The sequence below is a fragment of the [Clostridium] saccharolyticum WM1 genome (genome assembly GCF_000144625.1).
Lineage (GTDB): Bacteria > Bacillota > Clostridia > Lachnospirales > Lachnospiraceae > Lacrimispora > Lacrimispora saccharolytica.
In genome coordinates this window covers 3,595,934-3,616,932 of record NC_014376.1, presented here as the reverse complement: position 1 = coordinate 3,616,932, position 20,999 = coordinate 3,595,934, and the positions used below count along the sequence as shown (strand labels likewise).

The window sequence follows — 20,999 nt, the reverse complement described above, 5'->3', positions numbered from 1 at the left end:
TTCTTATATGACATCGAAAGAAATATTATCCCTTACAGCGGTGCAGTTAGGGGAAAAAATAAAATCAGGAGAGGTCACCTCCGTAGAAGCGGTAAAAGCAGCTCTGGGCCAGATAAAGGCCATGGAGCCGGTGCTTAACAGCTATGTGACCATAGCGGAAGAAGATGCATTAAGGCAGGCGAAAGACGTGCAGAAACAAATCGAAAACGGAGAGCTTACAGGCCCATTGGCAGGTGTACCGGTAGCAGTGAAAGACAATATCTGTATCCAAGGTATGAAAACTACCTGCGGCTCAAAAATCCTTTCTGATTTTGTTCCTTCCTATACAGCCTCTGCAGTAGAGAATTTAAAAAAGGCCGGGGCAGTGATCCTGGGGAAAACCAATATGGATGAATTTGCCATGGGAAGCACCACGGAAACATCGGCCTACGGAGTAACGAGGAACCCGTGGAATCCGGACCATGTTCCAGGTGGTTCCTCCGGCGGTTCCTGTGCGGCAGTTGCGGCGGCAGAATGCTTTTATGCCTTAGGCTCGGATACGGGAGGTTCCATAAGGCAGCCAGCTTCCTTCTGCGGAGTTACGGGATTAAAGCCTACTTACGGAACCATTTCCAGGTATGGACTGATTGCCTATGGCTCTTCCCTGGACCAGATCGGTCCTGTTGCCAAGGACGTGACGGATTGCGCTGCGATTTTAGAGGTACTGGCTTCCCATGATGAGAAGGACAGCACATCGGTGGAGCGGAACGATTGTGACTTTACCCAGGCTTTAAAAGAGGATGTGAAAGGAATGAGGATCGGCATTCCTGCAGATTATCTGGGCCAGGGTCTTGATCCTGAGGTGAAGGAGGCTGTGTTAAAGGCCGCCGGGGTTTTAGTGGAAAAGGGAGCTATCGTGGAGACCTTTGATTTAGGGATGGTGGAATATGCCATTCCTGCCTACTATGTGATCGCTTCCGCTGAGGCCAGTTCCAACTTATCCAGGTTTGACGGGGTCAAGTACGGCTACCGGGCAAAGGATTACGAGGGACTTCACGGCATGTATAAAAAGAGCCGTTCCCAGGGCTTTGGGCCGGAGGTGAAACGGCGTATCATGCTTGGCTCCTTTGTATTAAGCTCCGGGTATTATGATGCATATTATCTGAAGGCCTTAAGAACAAAGGCACTTATTAAAAAGGCATTTGACCAGGCATTTTCAGTGTATGATGTGATCCTGGGACCGGCTTCTCCGTCTACAGCACCAAAGCTGGGGGAGAGCTTAAGTGACCCATTAAAAATGTATTTGGGGGATATCTATACCATTTCCGTAAATCTTGCCGGACTTCCCGGTCTTACGGTTCCGTGGAGCAGGGATACCAGGGGGCTGCCCATTGGAGTCCAGTTTATCGGAGACTGCTTTAAGGAAAAGAACATTATCAAGGCAGGCTTTGCCCTTGAGCAGAGCAGAAGCTATGAGATGCCCCCCATGGCAGGAAAAGGGGAAGGAGGAGAGGGAAATGAGTAAACAGTATGAGACCGTCATCGGCCTGGAGGTCCATGTGGAGCTGGCCACGAAAACAAAAATATTCTGCGCCTGCTCTACGGAATTCGGCGGGGCGCCAAATACCCACACCTGTCCGGTATGCACCGGTATGCCCGGCTCCCTTCCGGTCCTTAACAAGCAGGTGGTGGAATATGCGCTTGCGGTAGGCCTTGCGGCAAACTGCCGGATCAACCAGTCCTGTAAGTTTGACCGGAAGAATTATTTCTACCCGGATAATCCCCAAAACTACCAGATATCCCAGCTTTACCTTCCGATCTGCCATGACGGCTGGGTGGAAATCGACACACCGGCAGGAAAGAAGAGAATCGGGATCCATGAGATCCACATGGAAGAGGACGCGGGAAAGCTCATTCATGATGAATGGGAGGACTGTTCCCTGGTGGACTTTAACCGGAGCGGAGTTCCGCTTATAGAAATCGTATCAGAGCCTGATATGCGAAGCGGGGATGAGGTGATTGCCTATTTGGAAAAGCTGAGACTGATCATCCAGTATCTGGGAGCATCCGACTGCAAGCTCCAGGAAGGCTCCATGAGGGCTGACGTAAACTTATCCGTCCGTGAGGCTGGTTCGGCTCAGCTGGGCACCAGGACGGAAATGAAGAATTTAAACTCCTTTAAGGCCATTGCCCGTGCCATTGAAGGGGAGAGAAAACGTCAGATCGAATTGATCGAGGAAGGGAAGCCGGTGGTTCAGGAAACCAGACGGTGGGATGACAACAAGGAATCCTCCTATGCCATGCGGTCCAAGGAGGATGCCAGGGATTACCGTTATTTTCCTGACCCGGATCTTCCTCCTGTGGTCATCAGCGATGAATGGATCAACACTATAAAGGCCAGACAGCCGGAGCTCAGGACGGAAAAGATGGTCCGCTATCAGGAAGAGTATCATCTTTCGGAGTACGATGCGGATATTATCACTGCCTCCAAGCATATGGCAGATATTTTTGAGGCAGTCACCGGGATCTGTAAAAAGCCCAAAGAAGCCGCAAACTGGCTTATGGTAGAGGCCATGAGGCTTATAAAAGAGCACGAAATGGAACCTGAAAATATGACATTTTCTCCGGAAAACCTTGCAAAATTAATCAATTTAGTGGATAATGGTACCATTAACCGTACCGTGGGCAAGGAAGTTTTTGAGAGAATTTTCGCAGAAAACATTGATCCGGAACAATATGTGGAAGAAAAAGGATTAAAGGTTGTCAATGACGAAGGAGAACTGCGCAGGGTAATTGAGGGAATTGTTACTGCAAATCCGCAGTCCGTGGTGGATTACCGCAATGGAAAAGAAAAGGCCTTTGGGTTCTTAGTAGGCCAGACCATGCGTTCCATGAAGGGAAAAGCCGATCCGGGAGCGGTCAACAGGATACTAAAGGACCTATTGGGTTAAAGGAGTCTATATGAGGAGGAAAATAAAATCTATGAAGCCGTATGTTGAGATGACGAAGGAAGAGTTACAGGAACTGAGAAAACAGCTATCCATGCAGTATAAGGAGTTTCAGGGAAAGGACTTAAAGCTTGACATGTCCAGAGGGAAGCCCAGTACGGAACAGCTGGATATATCCATGGGAATGATGGATGTTCTGAGCAGCAATGATGACCTGACCTGTGATGACGGCACAGACTGCCGCAACTATGGGGTCCTTGATGGGATCAAGGAGGCAAAAGAGCTTCTGGCCGACATGATGGAGGTTGCACCTGACCACATCATTATTTATGGCAATTCCAGCTTAAATGTCATGTATGATACGGTTTCCCGTTCCATGACTCACGGTGTTATGGGAAGCACTCCCTGGTGCAAGCTGGATAAGGTGAAATTTCTCTGTCCGGTCCCGGGATATGACCGGCATTTTTCCATAACCGAATATTTTGGCATCGAAATGGTGAATGTACCCATGACCCCAACAGGTCCTGATATGGATATTGTGGAAGAACTGGTGGCAAAGGATGATTCCATCAAAGGAATCTGGTGTGTACCAAAATATTCCAATCCTCAAGGAATATCTTATTCCGATGATACGGTACGCCGATTTGCCCGTTTAAAACCGGCCGCCAAGGATTTCCGCATTTACTGGGATAATGCTTACACCATCCATCATTTATATGACCGGGACCAGGATCATCTTATTGAGATTCTTGCAGAGTGCAAGAGAGCCGGAAATCCGGATATGGTTTATAAATTCGCCTCCACCTCAAAAGTCAGCTTCCCTGGTTCCGGTATTGCAGCCATTGCAGCCAGCCAGAACAACCTGGTGGATATTATGAAGCAGTTAAAGATCCAGACCATTGGTCATGACAAGGTAAACCAGCTGCGGCATGTACGGTATTTTGGAGATATTCACGGCATGGTAGAGCATATGAGAAAGCATGCAGATATTATGAGACCCAAATTCGAGGCAGTGATCCAGATCCTGGACAGAGAGCTGGGCGGTCTTGGAATCGGAGAATGGACCAGTCCCAAAGGCGGCTATTTCATTTCCTTTGATTCTCTTGACGGATGTGCAAAATCCATCGTGGCAAGATGCAAAAAATCCGGCTTAGTCATGACAGGAGCAGGGGCAACGTATCCTTATGGAAAGGATCCCAGGGATAACAATATCCGCATAGCCCCTTCTTATCCTCCTTTATCTGATCTGATCCTGGCTATGGAATTATTTGCTCTTTGTGTGAAGATCGTCAGCATTGACAAGATCCTTGCTGAGAGAGAAGCGTAAAAAAAGATATAAAACAGAAGCGCCGGAAAATGACTTTGGTTCGTCATTTTTCAGCGCTTCCTTTTATTTCAGACCCAATTAGGCCGGTAACTAGTCAAATAATACCAGGTTGATGAACGCCTGGAATGACTCCGTCTGAAACTTGTCCTTATGGAATACCACGTGGTTCATGCAGCTGATGTCCAGGTTTTTCACCTCGATCTCAACAATTTCCCCTTTTTTTAAGGATTCATCAGCAAAGATTCTGGGAACGATGCCGATCCCGATATTTTCCTTTACCGCCTGGAGGATCACATCCGAATTGGTGCTGGACCAGAGGGGCTGGGCCGATAGATTGTTCAGCGCCAGTGCACAGTCAAAGGTATCCCGGAGGGTACAGCCCTGTTCTCTCAACAGAAGGGGTTCCTCAATCAGCCGGTCCAGTGCCACCGGCTGGGCAAGACGCTCAGCAAAGGGATGGCCGGGAGCGCAGATCACTGCTATGGGATAGGAGGAAAACGGGATCTTCTCCAACTGCTCCTCAGGGATAACGCCCTCAATCAGGCCGATATCCAGTTCGTTTTTCAGAAGCTTATTTGTAATCTCCTGGGAATTGTTTATGGTGACATTTAGCTGGGTATCCGGATTTGTAAGAGCAAAGCGGGATACCACTTTAGGAAGCAGGTATGTGGCCAGGGTTACACAGGAACCAATTCGTAAAGGAGCCTGAAGATGCAGGATGCCGGAATAATTTTCCAGATCCTGATACAGTTCCAGGAGAGGGATGACCTTAGACAAATAAAATTTTCCGTTCTCATTGATGACCACTCTGCGGGATACACGGTCAAACAGAGGGGAGCCAACGGATTCTTCCAGTTCATTGATGGCGTGGGAGATGGCTGGCTGGGTCATGGACAGCACTTTGGCTGCTCCGGTGATGCTGCCCTCTTCACACACCGTTTTAAAGATAGTAAGATGTCTTAAGTTCATATCAAAGATCCTTCCATTACCAAGATGTTATATAATAATTTTCATTATATCATTTTGATAATGATATGAATAGGGATTTTGAAAAAAATATAAAATTAATTAAAGCTTTACCATCATCAGATAGGTGGCTCCGTAGCTTCCATCCCTGTATTTAAAGGAATGTTCCCTGGTACCGTAAATTTCGAAGCCAAATTTTTTATAGAGAGCCATTCCCCGCTGATTATCGCATACCACTTCCAGCTCCAGCTGTTCATAGCCCATATCCCGGGAACCTGCCATGATGGCTTCAAGGAGATGGGAACCGATCCCAAGCCCCCAGTATGCCTTGTATGTGGAGATGCCAAAAGAGGCCCGGTGGGAATAACGTTCCATGGCTCCGATGGGATTGATCCCGGAATTTGCAACAATTTCTCCGTTTATCACGGCGCAGACCATCAAATCCTTCTGGCTTTTTAAGTTGGAGGAAAGGAACTCCTCCTCCTGCTGAAGGGGCATATTGATCTCATCCGCGTACCTGGCCATATAATTGGTTTCTTCCGAGGTTTTGCGCATAAGCTCCAGAATGGCGGCAGCATCCTTGGGACCTGGGCTTTTTAAGATGCAGGAAGTTCCGTTTTTTAACAGGATTTCTTTTGGTTTGTATTCCATGGTTTGATTACCTCCTGAAAGGAATAAGTAAACAACTGCCTGTGCCAATGCCTGCAGATTTTTTTTCCGGTTCCCGGCAGACGGCGGGAAAGTTTCCTGCTGAAATAGCGCTGCTCAAGAAGACTTGCCTGCTCAGTGACCTGGCGGGCGCAGCCCGGGAACTCTACGCCATCCAGGTCAGTGAGATGCCTTTACCGCAGTTCACAATTTCTATAAAATACTTCAGTTGTTGCAATGAATCGGATGCTGTTCTCCCATAAAGATAAATATGAATGCAGTTTTAAAGTCTTTTTGCAATGGCCTTTATAAATTCTTCACTGCTTAATGCCGTTTTATTTGGAATGGTGGTGATGAGGGCCAGATCCTTTGTCATTTCACCGGACTCAATGGTGTCTATAGTCGCCTGTTCCAGTTTGTCTGCAAAAGCAGCCAGTTCTGCGTTTCCATCCAGTTCTCCCCGCTTTCTCAAAGCTCCGGTCCATGCAAATATGGTTGCAACGGAGTTTGTAGAGGTTTCCTCCCCTTTTAAATGCTTATAGTAATGGCGCTGTACGGTTCCGTGGGCAGCTTCGTATTCATAGTCCCCATCGGGAGACACCAGGACAGAGGTCATCATGGCAAGGGAGCCAAAGGCAGAGGATATCATATCGCTCATGACATCGCCGTCATAATTTTTGCAGGCCCAGATATAGCCGCCTTCTGATTTCATGACCCGGGCGACCGCATCGTCGATCAGGGTGTAGAAATAGGTAATACCGGCCTCCTTAAATTTACCCTCATAGTCAGCTTCAAAGATTTCCTGGAAGATGTCCTTGAAGGTATGGTCATATTTCTTTGAGATGGTATCTTTTGTGGCAAACCATAAATCCTGGCGGGTGTCCAGTGCGTAGTTAAAGCAGCTTCTGGCAAAGCTTTCAATGGAGCCGTTTAAGTTGTGCATTCCCTGTACAATTCCAGGACCATCAAAGGAATGTACCAGCTCCCGGGCTTCGCTGCCATCCTGAGCGGTATAGACAAGCTCCACCTTTCCAGCTCCCGGGATCTTCATTTCCGATCCTTTGTAAACATCACCGTAAGCATGTCTTGCTATGGTAATGGGCTTTTTCCAGTTGATCACACATGGTTCGATTCCCCTGACAACAATGGGTGCACGGAACACGGTTCCGTCCAGGATCGCCCGGATGGTACCATTGGGACTTTTCCACATTTCTTTTAAGCCGTATTCCTTTACCCGGTCTGCGTTGGGGGTGATGGTGGCGCATTTGACTGCAACCTTATATTTTTTAGTGGCAATGGCAGAGTCAATCGTCACCTGGTCGTTTGTCTCATCACGGTATTCCAGGCCCAAGTCATAGTATTCTGTCTTTAATTCAATATATGGCAGCAGAAGGTGGTCTTTGATCATCTGCCAGAGAATTCTGGTCATTTCATCCCCATCCATTTCGACAATGGGGGTTGTCATTTTAATCTTATCCATGTGTTTGTCCTCCTTAGAAATGTACGTGTTATGCTATAGTATACGATGAATTATAAAATCGCACAAGCCTGTCTATGTAAATTTATCCAGCCATTTTTGAATATTATACACTGTTTCCGGTTCAATGAAATGCTCTACCTTTTCTACCTGCTCCAGTTCATTGGAATTCTGGTTGATATAGCAGAAAAAACGGCGGAGAACTTCGTGGCGGAATAATAAATATTCTCCCAGCTCCATGCCGTCCTCTGTCAGGGATACCGTACCGTATTTTTCAAAGCGTACCAGTCCCTGTTTCCTTAAGTTTCCGGTCATTTTGGAAGCGGAGGAAGGCTTTACATGGAGGCATTCTGCCAGCTCTTTGATCCGCACAGGCTGGCCGTCACTATGGAGCCTGCATATCATTTCCAGATAATCTTCCATGGAGGAGGTGATTTGCGTATGCTCCAAAAGGGAATAACCCTTTAAGGTATAGAAATTATCGGTTAGGGCCATGGTGCCCTCCTTTCTTTTCACCTAAGAATATTACTTATATTTATTCCTTCCTCCGGGAATCTATGAATGGGTGGATAAAAGGAGGGAGGATTCCTTTTTTATACCAAGCAGAAGTGATTAAGAAAAAATGTTTACATCAGTACATAATCCGTGTATAATAAATTCTTACAAGTGTAAGATTAGAGAGAACTATATTGTACCATCATAAATTACGGTAAATATGATGATTTCCGGGTTTCATTTTTTGGAACGGACAACATTCGTCACGGTCTTTCCCTGAATTCATACGGCAGATACCTTCCTTATCTGGCCGCTTCGGATGTATCCGGGGAGGCTATGGTAGAAGTGCTGGAAAAGAAGCACATCCTGTCCGGGGTGGATATTCAGGAAGGCAGCGTCCGCATTGATTATGGTGGGGAAAGTCTTTCTTCCATATTAGGATATACGGGGCCGGTATCCGACGAAGAACTGGAAGCAGGGAAGCGGGAAGGTACGGTTTGCACGAAACAGTCTATGATAGGAAAGGGCGGGATAGAAAAATCTATGGAAGGCTGGCTTCGGGGCCGGGATGGTATGGAACAGTTTTATACGGACGTCGTGGGAAACCGGAATATGCCCCGTATGAGAACCCGCAGATAGCCATAACCGTGGGGATCGCCAACGGTTACAGCTCCGGCAATGTGGTTGGAGCAGGAAAAGGAATTTTCAATTATTATTTTCATCTGGAAGTACCCGCTGATATCCTTACCGGGACGGCTTCCGGGGTGTCCAATAATCTGAGGACAGATTTTGCGGACGGATTAACAGGAGGTATGCTATGAGGCGCAGAAAAAAGAGATTTTTATTCAGTACTGTTTGTACACTTATTATTTTGCTTGCTGGCCTGGCAGGGGCAGCCCTGTTCTTTCAGATACAGGGGAAAATCGGAGCATCAAGGAAAAAGCCGGATGCGCTGTTCCTGGAATACGTCGAATATCTTTCCAGAGCCGATTATAAGGCAATGTATGGGATGCTGGATGAGCAGAGCCAATTAAATATCAGTGAAGAGGATTTTATCACCAGGCATAAAAATATATACGAAGGAATCGGGGCCAACGGAATAACTGCTGAGATTAAGCAGGTAGAAGAAAAGGACGGAGAGGCAGCGGTCAGCTACACCATGAGCCTCAGCAGTATTGCAGGGGAAATCATTTTTAACAATCAGGCGGAGTTCCGGAAGGAAAAGAAAAAGGGCTATGAAATGGTGTGGAATGACAGCGTGATCTTTCCGGAGCTGGGGAGAACCGATAAGGTGAGGGTAATTACGGACAAAGCGCAGAGAGGAAGTGTTTTTGACCGGAACGGGCGGCTTCTTGCGGGAAAAGGCACCGCGTCCTCCGTGGGCCTGGTTCCCGGAAAAATGAGGGAGGACTCTGCAGGAGATTTAGAGACCCTTGGAAAGCTCCTAGGAATGCCGGCTGATTCAATCAAGAAGAAATTATCTGCCAAGTGGATAAAAGAAGATTCGTTTGTTCCGTTAAAGACCATTAAAAAAGTAGATGAATTAAACTTAAATTCCATGGAGCCCAGGGAGGACAATGTTAAAAATAAGGAATTTCAGGATCAGCTTCTGACTGTTCCGGGAGTCCTGATCACAGATACACAAGTTCGCTATTACCCTCTGGGGGAGAGCGGGGCCCATCTGGTGGGATATGTCCAGTATGTAACGGCAGAGGATCTTGAAAAGCATCCGAATGAAGATTATCTGACAGACAGTGTGATCGGCAGAAGCGGAATGGAGGCTTTGTTTGAGAAAGAGCTGAAAGGAACCAATGGACGGACGATTGCCATTGCAGACGCAGGCGGAGCCCTTAAAAAAACCCTGGCTGCAAAGCCCCGTACAGACGGAAGAGATATTACCCTGACCATTGACAGCACCCTTCAGATGGAAATTTATGAGGCATTCAAGGAAGATAAGAGCGGTACGGTTGCCATGAATCCATATACCGGCGAAGTACTGGCTCTTGTCAGCACGCCTTCCTACGATGACAATGATTTTATCCTTGGAATGTCTGAGGAAACATGGGCGTCTTTAAATGATGACGAGAGAAAACCCATGTTCAACCGGTTCCGTCAGAGATTCGCACCGGGATCTTCTTTTAAGCCGATAACCGGTGCTATCGGGCTTACCACCGGGGCTATTGATCCTAATGAGGATTATGGAAAGGAAGGGCTAAGCTGGAGAAAGGATGAAAGCTGGGGAAATTACTATGTTACCACTCTTCATGATTACAGCCCCGCTATCCTGGAAAATGCCTTTATTTATTCGGATAACATTTATTTCGCAAAGGCTGCTTTAAAAATCGGCTTTGATGATTTTATGTCAGGTCTGGATAAACTGGGATTTAATCAGGAGCTTCCTTTTGATATATCCGTAGCAAAGTCTCAATACTCCAATACGGAACGGATCGAAACCGAAGTGCAGCTGGCTGACAGCGGGTATGGACAGGGGCAGATGCTGGTTAATCCCATACACCTGGCATCTCTTTATACCATGTTTGCCAATGAGGGAAATGTCATCAAGCCTTATCTGCAGTACAAACCGGAACCAGCACCGGAAGTCTGGCTGCCGGGGGCATGTTCCCCGGAAATTGCGGACAGGATCCGGACAGCCCTTGGCAAAGTCATCAGTTCCCGGCATGGAACCGGACATGGGGCATACCGGAAGGATATGGAACTTGCAGGAAAGACTGGAACAGCCGAGATCAAGGCATCAAAAGACGACACAAATGGTACGGAGCTTGGCTGGTTTGCTGTCTTTACAACAGATCCCAGTCTGGAGACTCCCATTCTTCTGGTCAGCATGGCAGAGGATGTAAAGGACCGGGGAGGAAGCGGATATGTGGTAAGAAAGGACAAAGCAATTTTGGATTCCTATATTCCAGGCGGGCGGTAAAAAAGGCGGCTGTACCGGTCTGAATTTGGTATGCACTCTCCGTTCTTTTGTTAAAATTCGTATTTATTATCAATAGGATATTAAGAAAACATGCATAAACATATACTAAAAATCCCTAAGATCAAAATCTGGGGATTTTTTAGTGTATGTTTATGCAATTTTTTTTATCTGGCTGAAAAGAAATTGTAATTTAAATAAAAATAAAATAGTCAAATGAAAAAGTAATTCTACTTTACACTGAAAAATACCGAATGTTAGGCCTAAATTCTTTTTTTACAAATGAAAAGTATTCTAAAAGTAAAAAAATCGCGTTAGAAAGCGATCAAGAAAGTCTGTTTTGGATAATCGAACATAAGTTAAGACACACCAAACAGACGATTGAAAAAAATGTACAAAAGTAATTTTCACTAGGGGCTGTCCTTTTATTTAAACGTACATTTAACGGTTGTAACATACTTGAGCAATATTATTAGGAGAGATAATGAAAAGAACGTATGTTCGAAAAAAGTATTGACAATAGGATTATAGAGTATTATAATCTAGATGTCGACAAGAGAACGTATGTTCGAATATTATTATAAAATCAGAGATTGTTACGTGGCAAAATGTATGTAGCAGTTAAATGATCAGAAGAATATTTCAAGAAAAATTCAAATTAAAAGAGGAGAAATAATATGTCAAGTACAAATAAAACATCATTAGGATTAAATATGTGGGAAGCATCGGATAAGCCGGTTAGACAGGATTTTGTCAATGATAATGTTATTATTGATGAGAAGATAACTAAATTAAATAGTGATTTAACTGCATTGAACAATAAATTAGTTCTTAATGCAGAGAGTAAATATCTGGCAAACAAGCAATACGCTTTGCTAAATACAGGCGGTAACAGTTGGATAAATATTAGCTTGTTCGATCTGGGTATTACAGGTAAAAACTGCCAGACTATTGTGCACCTACAGCTTGCGTGTCGTGGACTACTGGAAATGGCTTCTGGGTAACCTATTGTCATCGTTATGATGATACTACATTACAGGTTGGGTTTAATACTTCACTAGCATCAGCTTTCCGCGTTACTCTATTATTTGGACTCATTGATGCCTAAAATGATCATTTACGGTACTTTTACCGTTGTCAAATCATAAGTATTTACCCAGCCGTTCGCATCAGTAATTAATCTGTTTGTCTGTAGATTCATAGTTTGATATATTTGCTTGGTCTTAGCGTCGGCAATAACAACATTATTATTTACGTAGTACATGACTGCCATTTGTTCTAACATGGCATCAATTTGCGCTTTAGTATAGTATCTACTATCATGATCAGTAGATGTCTTATGTGCAGTTAAATTGCTATTTGTGTTTGTTAAATCACTGGCATTTGCCTTCAAGACTAAATCACTATATTATTGAGTAGTGGACCAAAACGGCCCTATCTTTTACAATAATGTGGAAGGAGGGCTTTAACAAATGATAGAGCAGATTTTGGAAAAAGTAATCAATACTATGCTGCCGCACCTGGATAGTGGACAGATGGAGCAGTTGCATAATGCACTGTATATTAATTTTCACGGCGTGGAAGTAAGGGAAGAATGTTACGAGGTAGCAGAAACGGGTATTGACGGCGACGCCTTAAAGGTTAAGATGTTCGTGGCAAGCAAAAAGGCAGTTAACCGACAGGAAAATACCTTAAAGCAATATACAACGGAGATCTGCAAGATGCTGGATTTCCTGGGGAAACGGATTGAGGACATTACCGCCATGGATCTCCGATATTATTATGGGGTCATGAGGGAGCAGCACGGCATTAAAATGACCACCATGCAGACAAGGCTGCATTATTTATCCAGCTTCTGGGATTTCCTCACTACAGAGGAGCTTGTGACCAGTAACCCGGTTAAACGGGTAGGGATCCTGAAGCTGGCCAAGACCATCAAAAAGCCGTTTTCCCAGGAAGAAATGGAAGCACTTAGGGTTAATTGTACGGTACTGAGGGACCGTGCCTTAATGGAGTTTTTGTACAGTACAGGTGTCAGGGTGTCAGAGCTGGCGTTACTGAATGTTTGTGATATAGAAATGGGGCGGCAGGAGTTGATTGTATTTGGCAAGGGAAGTAAGGAAAGAAAGGTGTATTTGACGGATAATGCTAGGTTTTACTTAAAGAGATACCTTAAGGAGCGCATGAAGGAGGAGGGGATAACCGAGGAAGAATTGGAAAATAAGCCTTTATTTGCAACACTAGATCAGCCTCATGCTCGCCTAACTGTTGCCGGAATCCAATACATGTTTAGGCAACTTGGGCGGCGTGCAGGTGTGAAGAAGGTCCATCCGCATCGTTTCCGGAGGACTATAGCTACTGATCTTCTGAATAGAGGGATGCCGGTAGAGCAGGTGTCAAAACTTCTGGGACATGAAAAACTAGATACGACAATGATCTACTGCACAGTCCAGGAGGAAAATGTAAAAGAGTCTCACCGGAAGTTTGCATAAATAGCTGAAATGGATTGATTTTAAGTAGCTGGAATCGGGTACTTTATTAAGTTTACCCTTTTTCCAAACAAAAGCTGGGAATGAAGTAATAAGGAGATATGAGAGATGGCTTAATAATATAGTGATTTAACTGCATTGAACAATAAATTAGTTCTTAATGCAGAGAGTAAATATCTGGCAAACAAGCAATACGCTTTGCTAAATACAGGCGGTAACAGTTGGATAAATATTAGCTTGTTCGATCTGGGTATTACAGGTAAAAAACTGCCAGACTATTGTGCACCTACAGCTTGCGTGTCGTGGACTACTGGAAATGGCTTCTGGGTAACCTATTGTCATCGTTATGATGATACTACATTACAGGTTGGGTTTAATACTTCACTAGCATCAGCTTTCCGCGTTACTCTTTTATTTGGACTCATTGATGCCTAAAATGATCATTTACGGTACTTTTACCGTTGTCAAATCATAAGTATTTACCCAGCCGTTCGCATCAGTAATTAATCTGTTTGTCTGTAGATTCATAGTTTGATATATTTGCTTGGTCTTAGCGTCGGCAATAACAACATTATTATTTACGTAGTACATGACTGCCATTTGTTCTAACATGGCATCAATTTGCGCTTTAGTATAGTATCTACTATCATGATCAGTAGATGTCTTATGTGCAGTTAAATTGCTATTTGTGTTTGTTAAATCACTGGCATTTGCCTTCAAGACTAAATCACTATTTAGTTAAGTCAATTGCCCAAAAACGAAATACGGCAAAAAATCGCATGATACAAAAACGGAATATATCATAATACAAGTGCGGAGTAATAGAGGAAAAACTCCAAATACAATCAATTATAAAACAAAACTAAAATTACAAATAGACAATGAAAGGAGAAACCTATTAATTATGAACCGACCGGAATGTTTACATATCCCCGCCCTCCACGAAGGAGAACAAGCGGAAATCAGTTGGGGAGCGGTGGAAGCAGATAAAAATTATATTGTAGAACGGGTATTTAATGAATCTTTTTTACAGGTTCTGTCCGGTTACACCTGGGATAATTTAGAAAGTATCAATGAACCATGGAGCAGGTATGATCAGGATGCCCTTACCTGGCAACAAATCGAAACCAGAACAGGCAAAGGTCAGCACTGGGAACGCCTGGATTATGATCAGTTAAGCTGGTTGCAGCTTGAGAATCCTTCCTATACCTGGCAGCAATTAGAAAGCCGGGAAATCAGTTTTGAAATATTTAAAGGATTTGGAGTTGAACGGCCCGGCATTGAGCAGGGACGTACCTGGTTGGAATTGGACGAACATAAAAAAGCCTGGAGCAGCCTGGAATCATCCGGACATTCATGGGATGAAGGGGAGAAGGTGACGCTGTCTGGCATATCCTGGAAGAGTATTGACTCCAGATGGCTGACATTGAATGAATGGGAAAGAAAAGGCTTGACGTTCCATGAATTGGATACACAGAAACAGATTGAAGAACACCGGGGAATGACAGATTCCATCCCAATTGGGGCGTCCAACGCAACGTACCGGATCAAAGCATATGGTTCTGAAGGTGATGAATCTGATTATTTAGAGACAGCACAATTGCCGGTGATTCCTGTATTTTACCGCAGCAGTACCATGGAATACCCGGTAAAGACCGGAAAACGTTACGCAGTCCTCCTGAAAGCCCAGGAGGTCAGCGGTCTGGAGAAAATCCGCATGAATCTTCGGTATGATCCATACTTACTGGAATTGACCAGCCTCGCAGCCGGCAGTCTAAGAAGCATAACTAAACCAGGATATTATCCGGAAGAAAATTTAAAAATATATTCCAGTATTCCGGGAAAGCTGTGGTTTCAATCAACCAGACAGTTAAACCAGAATGAATGCTTTAGCGGTTCTATTGCGTTGATAGAATTTATCGCCAAGGGAACCGGGAGTGCAGCAGTATCATTATTTTAAGATGAAGAAGGGAATAGATGGACGATAAAAAGATTATAAAGGATTACATGAATAAAAATAAATGGGAAGTGCCTGATACAAAGACGGAAGAGGACGTATCAAGCGGAGAAGAGAATGAAGCAAAAAGCCGGGAAACACGATTTAGCCGGGCAGCACTGCCTACGGAGAAGGAAGAATTTTCCGATATAAAACAGTATCCAGAATCCCCATTTACCTATTTTGAAACAAATCAGGTAAATGTTCAGTTAAGCACCGGCAATGTTCAATATGAGACAACCGACTTTGTACTGCCCGGCAGGGATGGCTTTGACGTATCCATTGCCAGACGCTATGATTCCGGATGTGCCAATTTAATGGATATGGATCCATATGTCAAAGATAATAAGCTAAAAACAGGTTCTAAAGATAACAGTTTTTATGCCAAAACTTATGGGCTGGGATATGGCTGGTCCTTTGTCCTGCCATCCATTGAGACTGTACCGTATCTTAAATGTTCTTTTATGGTAGTACCGGTTGATCCTCCGAAGTCAATTTTAATGGGACTTCCCGCTTTTGATTATTTTCTGCATCTGGAAGACGGCAGAAGTTTAAAGATAAGCCGGTCCTCAGACTCATTTGTGGATCATACTCTAAAAGATATCAGGATTATCACCAGATCAGGTATGATTCACCACCCATATGCAGCCGGTATTACAAAAGCTTATGATATTATAATTGAATACAAAAATGGTAATAAAGATTATTTTAAAAATTTATATGGAAATGATGGAGACAGGGATAAACTGACGCCCCAGAAGTTTACACTGGCTGCCCGGCAGGACAAGTTTGGAAATGTGATTTGTTACGATTTAAAGGATTATGGCGGTATGGTGATAGTAGACACCTGGGGGCGTACAATCAGCTTGGAAAAGACCGATTACGGACTTATCTGGAGATTGCCGGAAAGCACAACAGGAAAAACATGTGAACTTTCCTACCAAATCGATCAGACGCAGCCTCTTAAGCTTACCGGAGTAACAGACCCCGCAGGCCGTAAGACACAGTACAACTACTATAATCCAGAAGATTACAAGGGAGTTATGAGTTATGCCTCCAAGAAAGCAGTAGGAAATACTACTGGAAATAGGGTACGCAATTATTTGCTGTTAAAGAGCGTCACATACCCAAATCTTGCATCCACTCAGTTGACATATGGCAGGGAAATCAGCATTGTAAATGATGCCGGTGGAAAGCTTACCCATTTTGCATTGACAATGAAAAAGGATCTTGCTGAAGGAAGTGAGTACAACCGGGCAGAATACAGGTACAGGCTTGATTCCGGAGTTTCCTACGAGTACGGCAATGGCACGTATATCGAATATGCAGAAGTAAAACATCGTCAGGACATTTTGGAAACCCATCAGTTTGATGGGGAAGGACAGCTAATAAATAAGGAGGTTCGTTATCAGAATGCCCTTATTTCAAAAGGCGTTTATCAATATAGTAATAAACTACTCGTGTCAGCCGTTGATCAGGTATTTGACAGGAACAATAAATCCCAGTTTCTGAAAAAGGAAACCAACTGGACTTATTCCTCCGATCAAAAAGCAAATGTCATTAAGTATAAGGAAACCTATCCGGATGACCATTCTAGTGATCAGGAAATCAATACAAGCTATGATGTCTACAGCATCGTTCTTGAAACAGAAAGAAAAAAAGGCTCTGACCTGATCATAGAAAAAAATGAGCTTCATGAGGATTTGGGAAAGCGAGTTATAAAATATCATCTGGTCTATGAAAATGGAGTCTTAAAAGAAAAGACAGAATATGATTATAAGGATGGGGCAAATCCCTACTGTGTGACCAATGAAAGAAAATACTTCCTGGCAGACAGCGGGAACCTGGAACAGTCAGGTGAATATGCGGAAACGATTTATAAATACAGCTCTCCTTCCAGTGCTAACAGCAGATACACACATAGCGTTATATCAAAAGAACAAAGCGACATCCGAGATGCAGACGGCAAGCTCTGTGATCCAATTAAGAAAGAATTCCAATATGACAACTGGGGAAGGCTTATCTCTAAAAAGGATTCCAGGAATCAGGTAACTACCTACCGCTATGACGAACTGGGACGGATTGTAGCAGAGACGCTGCCTCTGGTAGACGGCCAGCAGGACATAAAGGAAACCTATTATAATGACCATTTAAACTATATCACGGAAACAGATGCGAACCACCAGAAAAGAAGAATTCAATACACACCATTTGGGCAGATTCAACAGGTCTGTCTTGCCGTATCCAAGGAACCGACTTCCGGCGATGTCGTGCTTCAGGATTTCCGGTATAATTCATGGGGAGAGCTTACAGAAGCAGTCACTTATGATGGGAACGGCACAGCAACGGATAATATAAGAAAAACGGAACGTTATACTTACGATTCTTTTGGCCGGGTGCTGTCCCGCACGATTCCCCAAGTGGGCTATGAGGAGAAGTATGAATACCATGAGGTATTTACCGATCCAGATGGAATAAAATACTTACGCGAGGTAAAAAAAGTCATAGGAGACGCCTCCGCTCCGGATATCGTGACAGAATGTTATAAAGACCAAAAAGACCAGGTTAGGAAGGAGATCTTAGCCGGAAAGAAGGTGTTTTCCTACGAGTATGACAATGCAGGAAACAATGTCCGGAAAATTGATGCCGGGAACAATGTGGAACGCTGGGAGTACGATTATGCTGGCCGCATCGTAAAATCCATACGGACAGACTCCGGCCAGGAGCGAATTACCAGCATTCAATATGATGGGCTTGGCAATAAACGGTTCCAATGGGATGAAGCCGGAAAGAAGACAGTATTCCAATACGATAAGGCAGGACGTCTTGTTCAGATCACCACGCCGTTTGACCACCGCAGCCGGATTGTAAAATATTACTATGATGGAGCCGGAAATATCATAGGGGAAAAAAAGGAACAAAAAGATGGATGGCAGGAGACTCAGTATGTTTATGATGCCAGGAACCGACTGACCGATACCTACCAGTACTTAAGCCCGGGCAACTGGATTAAGACCACCTGCCGGTATGATGTGATGAATCAGGTCATTCTAAGGAGGACCGGGGATACCCCGTCCGGCGAAGGGCGGGAGGTAACAAAATACACCTATGACCGCTTTGGGAATGTCACGGCAATGACTGATGCCCGTGGTAGTACGGAATACTATGAGTATGACAAAGCCGGAAGACTGCAGAAAAAAATGGACAGGAACAAGGACCAGACTGTTTATCAGCATGATGCCCTGGAACGCCTGCTAAAAGAAACCGTGCAAAAGAGAACGCCTGATGGTATGGTAATTAGCGAGCGGGAGTATGCCTATGGAAAGAACGGCAAGCGGATTCGGGAAGTCAGCCGGGAATCTGTGGGGGGAAAACAAACCGCCCTCCTGGAGACGAAGTACCTCTATAATCATAAAGGCCAGCTGGCCCGCCAGGAGGATCCGGGAAATGTGAGGAAGGATTATACTTATGATATATATGGAAACCGCCTGTCCTTTCAACTGACCCGAGAAGGGAAAGCAAGCCCTGATGTCGGTCTGTATTATACGTATGATGACTTATATCGTTTAAAGCAGGTAAGAAAAGACAGTGCTGCCGGGGTGATATTGGCAGAGTACGAATATGATGAAAAAGGCAACCGTAAAACCCTCCGCTATCCGCAGTCCGGTATGGAGACCGTCTATCAGTATAATGATGGTAATAGGGTAATCTCTCTGGAGAATAAACGGCAGGGAACCGTGATTTCTGCATGGGAATACGGCTATGATGTGGATGGGAATATTCTAAGTAAGATCAACAAAGCCGGTTCTTCCCCAGTTGCCATATCCTATCAATATGACCGGCTGGGCCGTCTGACAGAAGAAGATTATTCTGGATGGAAGCGGACGCTTTACACCTACGACGCCTATTCCAACCGTGTAAAAATGATGGTGGAAGGAAGAACAAAGGATGAGTTGGTCCGTGTTACCAGCTATGAATATGGTTTGAACAACCGGTTGGAAAAGGAAACAAATAAGCAGGGGAAAATAACGGAAACGTACCGGTACCGTTATGATGAGAATGGAAATGAAACCTTCCGGATTTGGGAGAAAACAGCCCCTACGCCGGACTATCCGGGAAATGTCAGGTTATCGGGGACCTATCGAAAAGAGGTTCCAACGGTTTATGAGTGGAGACATTATGATGGATTCAACCAACTGAGCCGGATCAATCAGGATGACAAAGAGATTACATATCAGTACCGGGGAGATGGCCTGCGCCACAGTGCTGAGGTGCGGAAACTGACCGAAAGCCAGGGGAAAACAAATTTATATTGCTGGGATGGAAGCGATATTGTAGCGGAAGTGACTGATAGTAGCAAGATTAAAACCTATTTAAGGGGAATCAATGTAATTGCCAGTGAAATAGATCGTGTGGTATACTATTATATATTTAATGAACATGGGGATATAACCCAACTGTGGAGTCAAAGCGGAACGTGTAAAGCCTCGTATAAGTATGATGCTTTTGGAGTGGAGAGAAACCCAGATAAGGAGGATGAAAATCCGTTTCGGTATTGTGGGGAGTATATAGACTTAGAGACGAATACCTATAACTTAAGAGCAAGGTATTATAGATCTGTGACTGGTCGATTCCTAAATGAAGACATTGTTGAAAATACAATCCGAAAAATGCCAAATGAGCAGATAGTCACCGATCCGCTCAGCCTGAATAAGTATACCTATTGTCACAATAATCCAATTATGTATCATGATCCAAGTGGATATGCTGCAATACCATCATGGTTAAAGACAGCTGCTAAAATAGCATTAGGTGTGGTGATAGTTGGTGCTGCAGTAGTACTGTCAGCTGCGACACTTGGAGTATTACCATCAGTAGCGTTAACAGCTGTTGCAACGGGGGCAGCTATTGGTGCTGGGGCAGGTGTTTTAGCTGATGTTGGGGTTCAATATTTCACTAATGGTATGTCTTTTAAAAACTATAATATTGATAGTACAATTATTGCAGGCGTTCAAGGTGGAGTGTCTGGAGCATTTGGAATGACAAATTTTGGAGTAGGATATCAAGTGTTTGCAAATACCGCAACTGCGGGAATTGGATCAGCATTAAAGGGAGATAGTACTAAGGATATTATTTTTAACACAGTAGTTGGAGGTTTTGCAGGATGGGCAGGTGGTTCAGGATCAGGACCAAAAGGTTTACGTTACTCGGAGTTACGTGCATGGAAAGTATCTACAGGATTATATTTAAAAGGTTTAATAAAGAGCACAGTTGTTTCTAATGGCTTTGGAGTAATAAAGCTTTACGCTGAGGAGATGTGGAATAATATTAATAATATGTTGAAAAGTAACAATAATGCAATGAGAGATGGTTCTGCGGCTAGCAGGACTTTCACGAATTATAATGGTACTGTAGTGGAGCAATCCCAGAACATAAAAGAGAGAGCATTAAGACAATTGAATAAAACCTATTATAAATATAAGCTAGCATTTTAAATTAGATTTAAAGTGATGACTATCCCACATATCAAGAATCAAAGATGTAAGTATCTTAAAGTCATTTACTACTTCGTTAAAAAGATTATGGGCAAAAATTAAAATTAAGAAGGTGGTTACATTGAGAAAAGTATAAAGGATGTATATACATAGTGGTAGATTTTTATGTGATTTATTACCTATCGGAGTTAAAGCAAAGGATACAATGGACAATACTGATTCCCCCTACAAAGCCAAGGAAAACCCC

General features: G+C 44.0%; 13 protein-coding genes. 9 read left to right on the top strand and 4 right to left on the bottom strand.

What is annotated here, in order from left to right; translation table 11 throughout:
- The first annotated feature begins 7 nt into the window (after positions 1-7).
- From gatA to CLOSA_RS16820, 3 genes are read left to right on the top strand one after another with little or no spacing between them, the layout of a single operon-like run.
- On the top strand, positions 8-1,504 hold the full coding sequence (gene gatA, locus CLOSA_RS16830) for an Asp-tRNA(Asn)/Glu-tRNA(Gln) amidotransferase subunit GatA (protein WP_013273947.1): 1,497 nt from the start codon (positions 8-10) through the stop codon (positions 1,502-1,504).
- On the top strand, positions 1,497-2,930 hold the full coding sequence (gatB, locus tag CLOSA_RS16825) for an Asp-tRNA(Asn)/Glu-tRNA(Gln) amidotransferase subunit GatB (RefSeq protein WP_013273946.1): 1,434 nt from the start codon (positions 1,497-1,499) through the stop codon (positions 2,928-2,930). The genes gatA and gatB overlap by 8 nt, the downstream gene beginning before the upstream one ends.
- A 31-nt stretch (positions 2,931-2,961) precedes the next feature.
- Positions 2,962-4,254, top strand: a complete 1,293-nt coding sequence (locus CLOSA_RS16820; protein ID WP_041708686.1) for an aminotransferase class I/II-fold pyridoxal phosphate-dependent enzyme — start codon at positions 2,962-2,964, stop codon at positions 4,252-4,254.
- A gap of 90 nt (positions 4,255-4,344) precedes the next feature.
- Here the strand turns inward: CLOSA_RS16820 and CLOSA_RS16815 are convergent, their stop codons facing one another.
- The 4 genes from CLOSA_RS16815 to CLOSA_RS16795 all read right to left on the bottom strand — a co-directional run bounded on the left by CLOSA_RS16815 (position 4,345) and on the right by CLOSA_RS16795 (position 7,840).
- On the bottom strand, positions 4,345-5,223 hold the full coding sequence (locus CLOSA_RS16815; RefSeq protein WP_013273944.1) for a LysR family transcriptional regulator: 879 nt from the start codon (positions 5,221-5,223) through the stop codon (positions 4,345-4,347).
- 99 nt (positions 5,224-5,322) lie between these two features.
- On the bottom strand, positions 5,323-5,871 hold the full coding sequence (locus CLOSA_RS16810) for a GNAT family N-acetyltransferase (protein ID WP_013273943.1): 549 nt from the start codon (positions 5,869-5,871) through the stop codon (positions 5,323-5,325).
- Positions 5,872-6,151: 280 nt separating this feature from the next.
- Positions 6,152-7,348, bottom strand: coding sequence for an NADP-dependent isocitrate dehydrogenase (locus tag CLOSA_RS16800; protein WP_013273942.1), 1,197 nt, complete (start codon positions 7,346-7,348; stop codon positions 6,152-6,154).
- 72 nt (positions 7,349-7,420) lie between these two features.
- On the bottom strand, positions 7,421-7,840 hold the full coding sequence (locus CLOSA_RS16795; RefSeq protein WP_013273941.1) for a metal-dependent transcriptional regulator: 420 nt from the start codon (positions 7,838-7,840) through the stop codon (positions 7,421-7,423).
- Between the two features lie 201 nt (positions 7,841-8,041).
- On the opposite strand from CLOSA_RS16795, the gene CLOSA_RS16790 reads away from it, so the two are divergent.
- The 6 genes from CLOSA_RS16790 to CLOSA_RS16755 all read left to right on the top strand — a co-directional run bounded on the left by CLOSA_RS16790 (position 8,042) and on the right by CLOSA_RS16755 (position 20,752).
- Entirely contained in the window at positions 8,042-8,479 is a 438-nt protein-coding gene (locus tag CLOSA_RS16790; protein WP_081443046.1) for a hypothetical protein, read from the top strand.
- Between the two features lie 178 nt (positions 8,480-8,657).
- Complete coding sequence (locus CLOSA_RS16785) at positions 8,658-10,775, top strand: penicillin-binding transpeptidase domain-containing protein (RefSeq protein ID WP_013273940.1); 2,118 nt, start codon at positions 8,658-8,660, stop codon at positions 10,773-10,775.
- A 674-nt stretch (positions 10,776-11,449) separates the two neighbouring features.
- Positions 11,450-11,776, top strand: a complete 327-nt coding sequence (locus CLOSA_RS16780) for a hypothetical protein (RefSeq protein WP_013273939.1) — start codon at positions 11,450-11,452, stop codon at positions 11,774-11,776.
- A gap of 468 nt (positions 11,777-12,244) precedes the next feature.
- On the top strand, positions 12,245-13,264 hold the full coding sequence (locus CLOSA_RS16770; RefSeq protein ID WP_013273938.1) for a tyrosine-type recombinase/integrase: 1,020 nt from the start codon (positions 12,245-12,247) through the stop codon (positions 13,262-13,264).
- Between the two features lie 901 nt (positions 13,265-14,165).
- Positions 14,166-15,221, top strand: coding sequence for a hypothetical protein (locus tag CLOSA_RS16760; protein ID WP_013273937.1), 1,056 nt, complete (start codon positions 14,166-14,168; stop codon positions 15,219-15,221).
- A 17-nt stretch (positions 15,222-15,238) separates the two neighbouring features.
- Positions 15,239-20,752 (top strand): RHS repeat-associated core domain-containing protein, encoded by a 5,514-nt coding sequence (locus tag CLOSA_RS16755; protein WP_013273936.1) that lies wholly within the window; start codon positions 15,239-15,241, stop codon positions 20,750-20,752.
- Positions 20,753-20,999: the final 247 nt, after the last annotated feature.

Excerpts from the sequence above, each read along its gene's own strand:
- gatA (WP_013273947.1), top strand. The coding sequence starts at position 8 with ATGACATCGAAAGAAATATTATCCCTTACAGCGGTGCAGTTAGGGGAA.
- gatB (WP_013273946.1), top strand. The coding sequence starts at position 1,497 with ATGAGTAAACAGTATGAGACCGTCATCGGCCTGGAGGTCCATGTGGAG.
- CLOSA_RS16820 (WP_041708686.1), top strand. The coding sequence starts at position 2,962 with ATGAAGCCGTATGTTGAGATGACGAAGGAAGAGTTACAGGAACTGAGA.
- CLOSA_RS16815 (WP_013273944.1), bottom strand. The coding sequence starts at position 5,223 with ATGAACTTAAGACATCTTACTATCTTTAAAACGGTGTGTGAAGAGGGC.
- CLOSA_RS16810 (WP_013273943.1), bottom strand. The coding sequence starts at position 5,871 with ATGGAATACAAACCAAAAGAAATCCTGTTAAAAAACGGAACTTCCTGC.
- CLOSA_RS16800 (WP_013273942.1), bottom strand. The coding sequence starts at position 7,348 with ATGGATAAGATTAAAATGACAACCCCCATTGTCGAAATGGATGGGGAT.
- CLOSA_RS16795 (WP_013273941.1), bottom strand. The coding sequence starts at position 7,840 with ATGGCCCTAACCGATAATTTCTATACCTTAAAGGGTTATTCCCTTTTG.
- CLOSA_RS16785 (WP_013273940.1), top strand. The coding sequence starts at position 8,658 with ATGAGGCGCAGAAAAAAGAGATTTTTATTCAGTACTGTTTGTACACTT.
- CLOSA_RS16780 (WP_013273939.1), top strand. The coding sequence starts at position 11,450 with ATGTCAAGTACAAATAAAACATCATTAGGATTAAATATGTGGGAAGCA.
- CLOSA_RS16770 (WP_013273938.1), top strand. The coding sequence starts at position 12,245 with ATGATAGAGCAGATTTTGGAAAAAGTAATCAATACTATGCTGCCGCAC.
- CLOSA_RS16760 (WP_013273937.1), top strand. The coding sequence starts at position 14,166 with ATGAACCGACCGGAATGTTTACATATCCCCGCCCTCCACGAAGGAGAA.
- CLOSA_RS16755 (WP_013273936.1), top strand. The coding sequence starts at position 15,239 with ATGGACGATAAAAAGATTATAAAGGATTACATGAATAAAAATAAATGG.